This window comes from Streptomyces sp. NPDC085946, assembly GCF_044540485.1.
Classification (GTDB): Bacteria; Actinomycetota; Actinomycetes; order Streptomycetales; family Streptomycetaceae; genus Streptomyces.
In genome coordinates this window covers 352,166-363,904 of record NZ_JBITSF010000003.1, presented here as the reverse complement: position 1 = coordinate 363,904, position 11,739 = coordinate 352,166, and the positions used below count along the sequence as shown (strand labels likewise).

The following is an 11,739-nucleotide window of genomic DNA, read 5'->3' as shown; positions in this document are numbered from 1 at the left end:
GGCGGATGCGGCCGCCGCCGGCTTCCCCGACCCTGGTCCCCATGAGTGACGCACCGGTCAAACAGCAGAGCACGGCCGCCTTCTACGGCCAGGCGGTCGCCTCGTTCTCCGTCGCCATGGCCGCCACCGCCGTCGGGATCTTCCGGCTGGACGCCGACGCCTGGGTGCGCGGTTTCCTCGCGATCGCGGTCCTGTACCTGGTCACCTCCGCCTTCACCCTGGCCAAGGTGATCCGGGACCGGCAGGAGGCCGGGCAGATCGTGAGCCGGGTCGACCAGGCGCGGCTGGAGAAGCTGCTCGCCGAGCACGACCCCTTCGAGAAGCTCTGAGCGGGCACGCTAAGCGCCCGCTCACCCTCGGCGGTATGGTGGAGGCCTGCCAGCGACGAGGGGTGAACGATGAGTACGGCGGAGAAGACGGCCGGCGGTGAGGCGCAGCCGTGGGGTGAGGTCACGCCCGACGCGGCGCGACGGCTGCTGATCGCCGCCGTGGAGGCCTTCGCGGAGCGCGGCTACCACGCCACGACGACCCGGGACATCGCGGGCCGCGCCGGCATGAGCCCGGCCGCGCTCTACATCCACTACAAGACCAAGGAAGAGCTGCTCCACCGCATCAGCAGGATCGGCCACGAGAAGGCCATCGACATCCTGCGCACGGCCGCCCGCGCCGAGGGCAGCGCCACCGAGCGGCTCGCCGAGGCGGTGAGCTCCTTCGTCCGCTGGCACGCCGGCGGCCGCACCACCGCACGGGTCGTCCAGTACGAACTGGACTCGCTCGGACCGGAGGCCCGCGCGGAGATCGTCGCCCTGCGCCGGCAGTGCAACGCGGAGGTGCGCGGGATCGTCGAGGACGGCATCCGCACCGGTGAGTTCGACGTGCTCGACGTGCACGGCACCACCCTCGCCGTGCTCTCGCTCTGCATCGACGTCGCCCGCTGGTTCAACGTCGAGGGCCCCATGACCCCCGACGAGGTCGGCGCGCTCTACGCCGACCTCGTGCTGCGGATGGTCGGGGCCAAGGAGCACCGCTCCGCCGGGAGCTGACTCAGACGTAGTACCGCGACACCGACTCGGCGACGCAGACCGGCTTGTCGCCGCCCTCGCGCTCCACGGTGAAGGCGATGCTCACCTGGACACCGCCGGCCACCTCCTCGACGCCGCTGATCCGCGCGGTGGCGCGCAGCCGGGAGCCGACCGGGACGGGGGCGGGGAAACGCACCTTGTTCGTCCCGTAGTTGACGCCCATCTTCACGCCCTCGACGGTGATGAGCTGCGGGCCGAACAGGGGCAGCAGCGACAGGGTCAGGTACCCGTGCGCGATGGTGGTCCCGAACGGCCCCGCCGCGGCCTTCTCCGGGTCGACGTGGATCCACTGGTGGTCGCCGGTGGCCTCCGCGAACAGGTCGATCCGCTTCTGGTCGACCTCCAGCCAGTCGGTGTACCCCAGTTGCTCGCCCACCGCCGCCTTCAGGTCGTCGACGGACGTGAAGATCCTCGGCTCTGCCATGTCCCGGCCTCTCGCGTCACGAAGTCACATGCCCTGCATGTCTAAGCAACTGCTTAGCATGGTCGGGCCGGGGGCCCCTGTCAACGGACCGGGCGCCGACACGGCCGGTAGGGTTCGAGGGGTGCCCCAGATTCCCGAGAAGATCCACGAGCTCACGGTCGGCCAGCTCGCCGCGCGCAGCGGCGCCGCCGTCTCCGCCCTGCACTTCTACGAGTCCAAGGGCCTGATCGGCAGCCGCCGCACGGCGGGAAACCAGCGGCGCTACAGCCGTGACACCCTGCGCCGGGTCGCCTTCATCCGGGCCGCGCAGCGGGTCGGCATCCCGCTGGCGACGATCCGCGAGGCGCTCGCCGAGCTCCCCGAGGAGCGCACCCCCACCCGCGAGGACTGGACCCGCCTCTCCGAGGCCTGGCGGGCCGAGCTCGACGAGCGCATCACCCGGCTGAACCGCCTGCGCGACCACCTCACCGACTGCATCGGCTGCGGCTGCCTGTCCCTCGACACCTGTGTGCTGTCCAACCCGGACGACGTGTTCGGCGAACGCCTGACGGGCTCCCGCCTGCTGGCGGAACCCGGCACGGCGCGCCGCGGGGGCGGCACCCGCTGACGCCCCGGCCGGCGGCCGTACCGCCGGGGCGGGGACCTCCCGACGGCCCCCGCGCTCCTACTCGAACTCGGTCCCGCCCTTCCGCGTCAGATACGCCGCACTCACCGCCTTGGCGATCGCCCGCCCCCCGGTCACCGCGCTGTACCGCTCCACGGCGGGCCGTACCACCACCCCCTCGCGCAGGTGCAGCCCCCGCCCGGACACGGTCTCCCGGCCGCTGGCGATCTCCAGCACCCGGTCGACGTCGTACCCGCCCGTGAACAGCCGCGGCACCAACGGCAGCTCCCCGTCGAGCAGTTCGGCCGCGTCCAGCCACCGCACCCGCCCGTCGATCTCCGCGGACACGTCGAACACGGCGTACCCCAGGGTGTCGCGCCGCCCGTCCGCGCCGTACGTCAGGTCCTGGACCCCGGCGCCGTACACCTCGCCGAAGATCCCGACCCGCCGCGCCCCCAGCCGTGCGGCGAGCCGCGCCGCGGCCTCGGCGACGCCGTGCCCGCGCACCGCCCGCCAGTACAGATTGCGCGGATCCTCCTTCAGGGCCAGCGACTTGGCGCCGAACCCCTTGGAGGAGACGTACACCCGGTCCTCGTCCGCGACGTACGTCAGCAGGCAGGCCGAGCCGTGCAGCTTCTCGGTCAGCACCACCGGCTCGCCCGGCGTGAAGATGCCGGGGTGGCGCTGGATGTTCTCGATGTCGACCCACGGCAGCAGCGCGGGAGCGGACTCCACCTCGCCGCTCATCGTGGGCGGCACCGGCGGCACCCACTTGGTGATGCCCAGCCGCTCCGCGAAGTCCGTGCCGTCCCGCGCGGCCCGCAGCAGATCGACGCCGGCCAGCGCCTTCGGCCGGCACACGATCCCCTGGGACAGCTCGCCGCGCAGCCGCACCGCCTTGACCCGGTCGCGGCCGGTGCCCGCCAGCCGCCCGGTCAGCCCCAGCTCCTCGATCAGCGCGGCCGGCAGCACCGACTGCTCGGGGATGTAGAGGGCGGCCTCGCCGGTGCGGTACGCGCCCTTGGCGACGACGGCGCGGTACAGGCCCACCTGGGCCAGCTCCAGGGCGTCGGCGTCGGGGTGTGCGTGGACGGTCAGCACTTCGGCGGTGACGCGCAGCGTCGACATCGGGACTCCTCGGGTCCTCAGGTGTGTCTCATCGCCTCCCACTGTCCGCAGGGGAAAGGGCTGGAGCGAACCGTTTTCCGGGTGTTAGCGTCACGCCCGCCGCCGGGCCCGTTCGTACTCCCGCAGTCCCGCCGCCACCAGCCGCGCGTTGGAGCCGGCCGGGCGTCCGTCCGGCAGGACGAGGGTGTCCTCCAGGCCGATCCGGGTCGCCAGGCCCAGCCGTCCCGCGAGCCGCAGCACCGGCCACGCGCCGCCGTCCTCGCCGTGCAGCAGCACCGGGCGGCCGTGCGCCGCGCCCAGCTCGGCCAGCAGCGCCCGCGCCGAGTCCGGCGCGCCGTCCGGATCCGGGTCGGTCACCTCCGCGAGCACCCGCAGGACCTTCGGCCCGAGCGGTGAGGCGGCGAACCGCGCCGCCCCGTCCGTGCCGGACCAGATGCCGGCCTCGACGCCCACTCCGCGCGCGATCAGCGCGGCGGCCACCTCCTCGGCGCCCGGCTCGTGCCAGTTGACCGAGGCGTGGTCGGGCAGGACGGTCCAGCCGAGGACGCGCTCCCGCCGGGCCGCGGCGTCCGGTTCGGCCCAGGCGCCGGTGGTCACGCCGACCGGCACCGGCACCCGCGCCCGTACCGCCCGCAGCACGGCGGCCAGGACGCGCGGCGACAACGTGTCCTGCCCGCACGGCGTCTTGGGATGGACGTGGACGTCCGTGGCCCCGGCCGCGACGGCCCCGGCCGCCGACTCGGCCATCGCCCCGGGCGACAGCGGGACGGCCGCTCCGTCGGCGGCCGTCCGGGATCCGTTCAGACACACCTGCACCATGTCCCGATGGTGCCGGACCCCGCCGGCGGCCGGGGCCGTGCGACCCGTCCGGGGCAGGGGGTGCGGCATCCCCGGCGCACCCCCGTCGTGCTCGCTCAGGCCGACACCAGCATCCTCACCCGCCGGGACTCCGCCAGGGCCTCGGGCGTGAGCACGGGACGCGGCACCAGGATGCCGCAGTCCGTGCAGACCGGACCCGCCGACGGCTCGTGGTCCAGGTCGTACCTCCAGACGAGCGACTCCCCGGCGCACACCGGGCAGCACGAGCCCGGCTCCCGCTCCAGGGCGGCGATCAGCCGGCGCAGCACCTCGGCCAGCGGTTCACGGGGATGGACCGCCGGATCGTCGCACCACGCCACGCCGAAGCCGCCCCAGGTCATCCGGTGCCAGTCGTCCACGCTGCCCGGCCTGCGCAGCCCGTCGTGCTTCTCCTTCTTGCGGCGCTCGGCGAACTCGACCTCGTAGGCCAGCCAGACCGCCCGCGCCTCCTCCAGCTCCTCCAGTGCGGCCACGAGCCGCGCCGGGTCCGGGGAGCGGTCCTCGGGGCCGAACCCCGCCCGCGTGCACAAGTGGTCCCAGGTCGCCCGGTGCCCGTAAGGGGCGAACCGTTCAAGGCACTTGCGCAGCGAATAGCGCCGTAGCGCCAGGTCGCACCGCGGATCGCGGACCTGTCTTGCCAGACTTCGGAAACCGGCCATCGTCCTGCACCTCCGTCACACCTGCACCTGTAATCCGGTCACTTCGGCGTCGTCGTAAGGACGTCGCCGAATAGACGTATCGACAAGCGAATCGGCTCCATCTTTTTTTCCGATGGCTCCCCTCGGCCGGTCGCGGGGTTCCACGAACCGACCCCCGTTGTCCGTGTGCCTTCTGCGGTGACTCCTGAACGTGACGCTTGTTCATCTTTCCGGGCGGGGATACCGGCGGCAGCGTCCCCGCCACCCCCGTCGGGAGGAGCCCCCATGCCACGGCGCGCCCCACGCACCGCCCTCGACAGACCGAGAACTCCCCGCGCAGTCCACGGGTTCCTGAAGACCGTGTCCGTATGCGCCCTGATGGCCGGTCTTTTCTCGCCGTTCTCCCCGGCGGCGGCCGCCGGGCCGCCCGCGGCCGGTGCCGCGGTGGCCGAGGACCACTGCGGCGGCCGGTGTTCCGACATCCTGCCGCCCGGCCAGAACGGCAACGCCACCCTCGCGCAGATCCTCCTCCACCAGGCCTTCGGCACCCGGCCCGCGCACACCGCCGACCAGCTCGGCCCGTACGCCCGCCTGGCCGCCGAACACCCCCGCCTCACCGACGACACGATCGGCACCTTCTTCAACGACGCCTCCTTCGGGGTCCCCGCCGACCAGGTCGCCTCCACCGTCCGGCCCGCCGGCCGCACGGACGTGACGATCGTGCGGGACAAGAAGACGGGCGTTCCGCACATCACCGGTACCACCAGGTACGGCACGGAGTTCGGCGCCGGCTATGCCGCCGCCCAGGACCGGCTGTGGCTGATGGACGTCTTCCGTCACGTCGGGCGCGGGCAACTGACCTCCTTCGCGGGCGGCGACCCCGCCAACCAGGGCCTGGAACAGCAGTTCTGGCGCACCGCCCCCTACACGGAGGCCGAGCTCCAGGCACAGATCGACAGCGCGGCCGCCGCCCACGGCGAGCGCGGCGCGCAGGCCCTCGCCGACGTCCGGGCCTGCCTCGACGGCGTCAACGCCTACATCGACGCCTCCGACAGCGGCCGTTCCTTCCCCGGTGAATACGTCCTGACCGGCCACAAGGACTCAGTCACCAACGCGGGAACCATCGCGCACTTCACGGCCACCGACCTCGTGGCGCTGGCCTCCGTCGTCGGCGCGCTGTTCGGCTCCGGCGGGGGCGGCGAGGTCGCCAACGCCCTGTCGCTGCCGGCCGCCCAGGAGAAGTACGGGGTGGCCGAGGGCACCAGGGTCTGGGAGTCCTTCCGCGAGCGCAACGACCCCGAGGCCGTCCTCACCGTCCACGACGGCAGCTTCCCGTACGCGACCCGGCCCGACGACCCGCAGGGCCGGGCCCTGCCCGACCCGGGCTCCGTGACCCGCGAACCCCTGGTGTACGACCGCACCGGCAGCGCGGCCGGCACCGGCGCCACCGACGCCTCCGCCCGCGCGGCCGCCCGGGCCGCGACCCCGGCCCGGCGCGGCATGTCCAACGCCCTCGTGGTGAGCGGGAGGCACACGGCCGGCGGGCACCCGGTCGCCGTCTTCGGTCCCCAGACCGGCTACTTCGCGCCCCAGCTGCTGCTGCTCCAGGAGATCCAGGGCCCCGGGATCAGCGCCCGCGGCGCCTCCTTCGCGGGCCTGAGCATGTACGTGGAGCTGGGCCGCGGCCAGGACTACGCGTGGAGCGCCACCACCTCCGGCCAGGACATCATCGACACCTACGCCGTCGAGCTGTGCCGGGACGACCACCACTACCTGTACCGCGGCACCTGCACGCCCATGGAGCGGGTCGAGCGCCGGAACGCCTGGAAGCCGACCGTCGCCGACGGCACCGCGGCCGGCGCGTACACGATGCGGGTGTGGCGCACCGCGTACGGGCCCGTCGAGTACCGGGCCACCGTCGGCGGCAAGAAGGTCGCCCACACCGGCCTGCGCTCCTCCTACCTGCACGAGGCCGACTCCATCATCGGCTTCCAGATGCTCAACGACCCGGCGTACGTGAGGGGTCCGCAGGACTTCCAGCGCGCGGTGCAGCACATCAACCACACCTTCAACTGGTTCTACGCGGACGCCGAGCACACCGCGTACTGCAACAGCGGCGACAACCCGGTGCGCGCCGACGGCGTGGACGCCGATTTCCCGGTGTGGGCGCGGCCCGCGTACGAGTGGCACGGCTGGGACCCGGCGGGCAACACGGCCGCGTACACCCCGCCCTCCGCCCACCCCCGCTCCGTCGACCAGGACTACTGCGTCTCCTGGAACAACAAGCCGGCCAGGGACTACACCGCCGCGTCCTGGGGCGACGGCTCGGTGCACCGGGGGAACCTCCTCGACGACCGGGTGCGCGCGCTGGTCGCCGAGGGCGGCGTCACCCGGGCCGCCCTGGTGAAGGCGATGGCCGGCGCGGGGCTCACCGACCTGCGGGCGCGGGAGGTGCTGCCCGAGGTGCTCAGGGTGGTGCGGAGCGCACCGGTCACCGACCCCGCCGCCGCGGCGGCCGCCGGCGAGCTGGAGGCCTGGCCGGCGGCGGGCGCCCAGCGCACGGAGACCTCCGCCGGGTCCCGGACGTACGCCCACGCCGACGCGATCCGGATCCTGGACGCCTGGTGGCCCCTGCTGGTGAAGGGCGTGTTCGAACCGGGCCTCGGCAGCGGCCTGTACACCGCCTTCACCGCCGGCCTGCCGGTCGACGAGTCCCCGTCGGCCTCCCACGGCCCGACCGGCTCCCACGCCGGGAGCGCCTTCCCGTACGGCTGGTGGAGCTACGTCGACAAGGACGTCCGGGCGGTGCTCGGCGAGCGGGTGCAGGGGCCGCTGGCCCGGGCGTACTGCGGCGACGGGCGGCTCGGCGCCTGCCGGGACGTGCTCCTCGGCACGCTGAAGGAGGCGGCCGGCCGGACCTCGGCCCAGGTGTACCCGGGCGACGCGCGGTGCGCGGCCGGCGACCAGTGGTGCGCCGACTCGATCGTCCACCGGACGCTCGGCGGCATCGGGCACGGCCCCGTCGGCTGGCAGAACCGGCCGACGTACCAGCAGGTCGTGGAGTTCACCTCGCACCGGTAGGGGGAGGCGGGCGGCGGACCGGCGCGTCCGGCCCGCCGCCCGCACCCCGCCCGGGCGGGCTCACCGGTACAGCAGGTACCGCTCCCGCATCCGGCGGAACGCCGCCAGCTCCTCCCGCCAGCCCGCCACCACCTCGTCGGTGTCCGCGCCCGCGTCGATCATCGTGCGCACGCGCGCGGAGCCGGTCAGCTTGTCGATCCAGTGGTCCGGGCGCCAGGCGAAGCCGTCGAAGACCCGCTTCGCGGTCACGAGCAGCCCGATGCCGGTGCGCACCGGGTCGAACGCCGCCCGGTCGTGCACGTGGAGCTGCACGCCCCCGACGGTCCTGCTCTGGAACTTGGAGGAGACGGGCGCGAAGTAGGCCTCGCGGAAGCGCACCCCGGCCAGGCCGAGGGCGCCCGCCTCGGCCGCCCAGCGCCCGTCGATCCCCTCCGCGCCCAGCAGTTCGAAGGGCCGGGTCGTGCCGCGCCCCTCCGAGAGGTTCGTGCCCTCGAACAGACAGGTCCCGGCGTACACCAGGGCCGTGTCCGGGGTCGGCATGTTCGGGCTCGGCGGCACCCAGGGCAGCCCGGAGGCGTCGAAGAAGTCCGACCGCCGCCAGCCCGTCATCGGCACGGTCTCCAGCTCCGCCGGCGCGGCCAGGAACTCCGCGTTGAACAGGCGCGCCAGCTCCGCGACCGTCATCCCGTGCGCCTGGGAGACGGGCTGCCGCCCGACGAAGCTGGCGAACTCCCGGTGCAGGACCGGCCCCAGCGCCGCCCGCCCGGTCACCGGGTTCGGCCGGTCCAGGACCACGAACCGCTTGCCGGCGAGCCGGGCGGCCTCCATGCAGTCGTACAGCGTCCAGATGTAGGTGTAGAAGCGCGCGCCCACGTCCTGGATGTCGAAGACGACCGTGTCCACGCCGGACGCGGTGAAGACGTCGGCGAGCGGGCGGCCGCTCTTGAGGTAGGTGTCGTAGACGGGCAGCCCGGTCGCCGGGTCGTCGTGGCGGCCCTCGGAGCCGCCCGCCTGGGCGGTCCCGCGGAAGCCGTGCTCGGGCCCGAAGACGGCCGTCAGGTCCACGCGGTCGTCGGCGTGCATGACGTCGACGACGTGGCGCACGTCCCGGGTGACGCCGGTCGGGTTGGTGACGATCCCGACCCGCCGGCCCCGCAGCGGGGCGTACCCGCCGGCGGCGAGGCGCTCGAAGCCGGTGCGCAGCCGGCGGCCCCCGCCCCGCGGCGCCGCCTGCGCCGGGGCGGCCGGCACCGCCGCCGCGGCCGTGGTGGCCAGCAGGCTCCGTCTGGACAGCTTCATACGGCGACCTCCGTGATCCCGGCGGCGGGTGTCGTGCCCACGACGCTAGCGCGCGGCCGGGGCCCGGGGAACGAACCGGACCGGCCTGCTTGCGGACGCGTTCCGGACACCCCTTCCACCCGTACATACCGACCGGTTAGTCTGACGCGGCAGAGCCGAGTCGCGTCGCGTCGAAGGAGACCGATGGTGGAAGCCGTGCAAGGTGCTGGGGTGGTCGTGACCGGAGCGGGGGGCGGCATCGGGGCCGCGCTGGCCCGCCGCTTCGCCGCCGGGGGAGCCCGGGTGGTCGTCAACGACCTGGACGCCGACCGGGCCAAGGCGGTCGCCGAGGAGATCGGCGGCACCGCGGTCCCGGGCGACGCCTCCGCGGTCGTCGGCGAGGCCCGGGACGCGCTCGGCGGCGTGGTCGACGTGTACTGCGCCAACGCGGGCGTCGCCTTCGAGGACCCGGACCCCTCCGCGCCGCTGGACGAGCGCGCCTGGACGGCCTCCTGGGAGGTCAACGTCATGGCCCACGTCCGCGCGGCCCACGCCCTGCTCCCGGACTGGCTGGAGCGCGGCGGCGGCCGGTTCGTCTCCACCGTCTCCGCCGCCGGGCTGCTGACGATGATCGGCGCCGCGCCCTACAGCGTCACCAAGCACGGCGCCTACGCCTTCGCCGAGTGGCTGTCGCTGACCTACCGCCACCGCGGCCTGAAGGTGCACGCCATCTGCCCGCAGGGCGTGCGCACCGACATGCTCGCCGCCAGCGGCAGCGCGGGCGACCTCGTGCTGCGGCCGACCGCGATCGAGCCGGACGCGGTGGCGGACGCCCTGTTCCGGGGCATCGAGGAGGACCGCTTCCTGATCCTCCCGCACCCCGAGGTCGCCGGCTACTACCAGGCCCGGGCCACGGAACCCGACCGCTGGCTCCGGGGCATGAACCGCGTCCAGCGGCAGTGGGAGGCGACGCGATGACCGGGTCCCGCTACGCGGCCAGGCCCTGGCTCGGCCTGCTGAACGACGCCCAGAAGGCGCCCGTCGACCCGCCCCGCTCCCTCGTGCACGCCCTGCGCCGGGCCGCGGCCGACACCCCGGACCGCACCTGCCTCGCCTACTTCGACGGGCGGCTCGACTACCGCGAGGCCGACGCGCTCAGCGACTCGATCGCCGGCCACCTCGCCGAACGCGGCCTGCGGAAGGGCGACCGGGTCGCCGTCATGCTCCAGAACTCCCCGCTGTTCGTGCTCGCCCTGCTCGGCGCGTGGAAGGCGGGCGCGGTCGTCGTCCCCGTCAACCCGATGTACAAGTCGGGCGAGGTCGAACACGTCCTGCGGGACGGCGAGGTCGCCGCGCTGATCTGCTCCGACCGGGCGTGGGAGGCGTACCTGCGCGCGACCGCGGCCGGCTCGCCGGTGCGGATCGTGCTCACCGCCTGCGAACTGGACTTCCAGACCCGCGGCGACGAGCGCGTGCTCGGCTTCGAGCGGCTCGCCCCGGCCGACGGCGCCGACGACCTGACGACCGTCGCCCGGGCGGGCCGGCCCGCGCCGCGGGACCGCGAGCCGGGCCCGGACGACACGGCCCTGATCAGCTACACCTCCGGCACCAGCGGCAGCCCCAAGGGCGCCACCAACACGCACGGCAACATCATGTACAACGCCGAGCGGCAGCGCACCGGCCTTGGCCTGCCCGAGGCGCCCGTCTACTACGCGCTCGCGCCCCTGTTCCACATCACCGGCATGGTCTGCCAGCTCGCCGCCTGCCTGAACAGCGCCGGCACGCTGGTGCTGACGTACCGCTTCGAGGCGGGCGTGGTGCTGGACGCGTTCGCCGAGCACCGGCCGCACTACACGGTCGGCCCGTCCACCGCGTTCATGGCGCTGGCCGCCCACCCGTCGGTCACCCGCGACCACTTCTCCTCCTTCCGGGTGATCTCCTCCGGCGGCGCCCCGCTGCCGCCCGCCCTGGTGGAGAAGTTCCGCGCGGGCTTCGGGCCGTACATCCGCAACGGCTACGGCCTGACCGAGTGCACCGCCCCCTGCGCCTCCGTCCCGCCGCACCTGGAGGCACCCGTCGACCCGGTCTCCGGGACGCTCGCCGTGGGCGTGCCCGGCCCCGACACGGTCGTGCGGATCCTCGACGAGCAGGGCGAGGAGGTGCCCTTCGGCGAGCAGGGCGAGATCGTCGTGCGCGGCCCGCAGGTCGTCCCCGGTTACTGGCGCCGCCCCGACGCCACCGCCGAGACCTTCCCCGGCGGCGAACTGCGCACCGGCGACATCGGCTTCATGGACGAGCAGGGCTGGCTGTACGTCGTCGACCGCAAGAAGGACATGATCAACGCGTCCGGCTTCAAGGTGTGGCCGCGCGAGGTCGAGGACGTGCTGTACACGCACCCGGCGGTGCGCGAGGCGGCCGTCGTCGGCGTGCCCGACGGGTACCGCGGCGAGACCGTCAAGGCCTACATCAGCCTGCGTCCGGGCGCCGAGACCGACCCCGGCGCCCTCGCGGCGTACTGCAAGGAGAGACTGGCCGCGTACAAATACCCTCGGCAGGTCGAGATCCTGCCCGACTTGCCGAAGACGGCCAGTGGCAAGATCCTCCGTCGGGAACTGCGTTCCCGCACCCACGACAACTAGCAGCAGG

At 74.0% G+C, this 11,739-nt stretch carries 11 protein-coding genes; 6 read left to right on the top strand and 5 right to left on the bottom strand.

The window, feature by feature from the left end; genetic code table 11:
- The first annotated feature begins 41 nt into the window (after positions 1-41).
- A complete protein-coding gene (locus ACIF8T_RS09590) occupies positions 42-329 on the top strand; it encodes a YiaA/YiaB family inner membrane protein (protein WP_400032921.1) in 288 nt (95 codons plus the stop codon).
- A 69-nt stretch (positions 330-398) separates the two neighbouring features.
- Entirely contained in the window at positions 399-1,043 is a 645-nt protein-coding gene (locus ACIF8T_RS09585; protein ID WP_400032919.1) for a TetR/AcrR family transcriptional regulator, read from the top strand.
- Between the two features lies 1 nt (position 1,044).
- Here the strand turns inward: ACIF8T_RS09585 and ACIF8T_RS09580 are convergent, their stop codons facing one another.
- Positions 1,045-1,506: a MaoC family dehydratase gene (locus tag ACIF8T_RS09580; protein ID WP_400032918.1), complete on the bottom strand. Its 462-nt coding sequence runs from the start codon at positions 1,504-1,506 to the stop codon at positions 1,045-1,047.
- Between the two features lie 121 nt (positions 1,507-1,627).
- Here ACIF8T_RS09580 and soxR point away from each other — a divergent pair, with 121 nt between their 5' ends.
- Positions 1,628-2,113: a redox-sensitive transcriptional activator SoxR gene (gene soxR / locus ACIF8T_RS09575; RefSeq protein ID WP_400032917.1), complete on the top strand. Its 486-nt coding sequence runs from the start codon at positions 1,628-1,630 to the stop codon at positions 2,111-2,113.
- A gap of 57 nt (positions 2,114-2,170) precedes the next feature.
- Here soxR and ACIF8T_RS09570 read toward each other — a convergent pair whose 3' ends face one another.
- The 3 genes from ACIF8T_RS09570 to ACIF8T_RS09560 all read right to left on the bottom strand — a co-directional run bounded on the left by ACIF8T_RS09570 (position 2,171) and on the right by ACIF8T_RS09560 (position 4,755).
- On the bottom strand, positions 2,171-3,238 hold the full coding sequence (locus tag ACIF8T_RS09570) for an RNA ligase (ATP) (RefSeq protein WP_400032915.1): 1,068 nt from the start codon (positions 3,236-3,238) through the stop codon (positions 2,171-2,173).
- A 90-nt stretch (positions 3,239-3,328) separates the two neighbouring features.
- The gene (locus tag ACIF8T_RS09565) at positions 3,329-4,057 is read right to left on the bottom strand and encodes a 3-keto-5-aminohexanoate cleavage protein (protein WP_400032913.1); all 729 of its coding nucleotides are present in this window, start codon (positions 4,055-4,057) and stop codon (positions 3,329-3,331) included.
- A gap of 95 nt (positions 4,058-4,152) precedes the next feature.
- Positions 4,153-4,755 carry a hypothetical protein gene (locus ACIF8T_RS09560; protein WP_400032911.1) on the bottom strand — a complete coding sequence of 201 codons (603 nt, stop codon included), beginning with the start codon at positions 4,753-4,755 and terminating at the stop codon, positions 4,153-4,155.
- A gap of 264 nt (positions 4,756-5,019) precedes the next feature.
- Between ACIF8T_RS09560 and ACIF8T_RS09555 the strand changes: the two genes are divergently transcribed.
- Positions 5,020-7,815 carry a penicillin acylase family protein gene (locus ACIF8T_RS09555; protein WP_400032909.1) on the top strand — a complete coding sequence of 932 codons (2,796 nt, stop codon included), beginning with the start codon at positions 5,020-5,022 and terminating at the stop codon, positions 7,813-7,815.
- A gap of 60 nt (positions 7,816-7,875) precedes the next feature.
- Here the strand turns inward: ACIF8T_RS09555 and ACIF8T_RS09550 are convergent, their stop codons facing one another.
- Entirely contained in the window at positions 7,876-9,114 is a 1,239-nt protein-coding gene (locus ACIF8T_RS09550) for an exo-beta-N-acetylmuramidase NamZ domain-containing protein (protein WP_400032908.1), read from the bottom strand.
- Between the two features lie 183 nt (positions 9,115-9,297).
- Between ACIF8T_RS09550 and ACIF8T_RS09545 the strand changes: the two genes are divergently transcribed.
- Both ACIF8T_RS09545 and ACIF8T_RS09540 read left to right on the top strand, forming a co-directional pair.
- Positions 9,298-10,071 (top strand): SDR family oxidoreductase, encoded by a 774-nt coding sequence (locus tag ACIF8T_RS09545; RefSeq protein ID WP_400032906.1) that lies wholly within the window; start codon positions 9,298-9,300, stop codon positions 10,069-10,071.
- Positions 10,068-11,732, top strand: a complete 1,665-nt coding sequence (locus tag ACIF8T_RS09540; protein ID WP_400032904.1) for a class I adenylate-forming enzyme family protein — start codon at positions 10,068-10,070, stop codon at positions 11,730-11,732. The genes ACIF8T_RS09545 and ACIF8T_RS09540 overlap by 4 nt, the downstream gene beginning before the upstream one ends.
- Positions 11,733-11,739 lie beyond the last annotated feature (7 nt).

Excerpts from the sequence above, each read along its gene's own strand:
- ACIF8T_RS09585 (WP_400032919.1), top strand. The coding sequence starts at position 399 with ATGAGTACGGCGGAGAAGACGGCCGGCGGTGAGGCGCAGCCGTGGGGT.
- ACIF8T_RS09590 (WP_400032921.1), top strand. The coding sequence starts at position 42 with ATGAGTGACGCACCGGTCAAACAGCAGAGCACGGCCGCCTTCTACGGC.
- ACIF8T_RS09580 (WP_400032918.1), bottom strand. The coding sequence starts at position 1,506 with ATGGCAGAGCCGAGGATCTTCACGTCCGTCGACGACCTGAAGGCGGCG.
- ACIF8T_RS09540 (WP_400032904.1), top strand. The coding sequence starts at position 10,068 with ATGACCGGGTCCCGCTACGCGGCCAGGCCCTGGCTCGGCCTGCTGAAC.
- ACIF8T_RS09555 (WP_400032909.1), top strand. The coding sequence starts at position 5,020 with ATGCCACGGCGCGCCCCACGCACCGCCCTCGACAGACCGAGAACTCCC.
- ACIF8T_RS09545 (WP_400032906.1), top strand. The coding sequence starts at position 9,298 with ATGGTGGAAGCCGTGCAAGGTGCTGGGGTGGTCGTGACCGGAGCGGGG.
- ACIF8T_RS09550 (WP_400032908.1), bottom strand. The coding sequence starts at position 9,114 with ATGAAGCTGTCCAGACGGAGCCTGCTGGCCACCACGGCCGCGGCGGCG.
- ACIF8T_RS09560 (WP_400032911.1), bottom strand. The coding sequence starts at position 4,755 with ATGGCCGGTTTCCGAAGTCTGGCAAGACAGGTCCGCGATCCGCGGTGC.
- ACIF8T_RS09570 (WP_400032915.1), bottom strand. The coding sequence starts at position 3,238 with ATGTCGACGCTGCGCGTCACCGCCGAAGTGCTGACCGTCCACGCACAC.
- ACIF8T_RS09565 (WP_400032913.1), bottom strand. The coding sequence starts at position 4,057 with ATGGTGCAGGTGTGTCTGAACGGATCCCGGACGGCCGCCGACGGAGCG.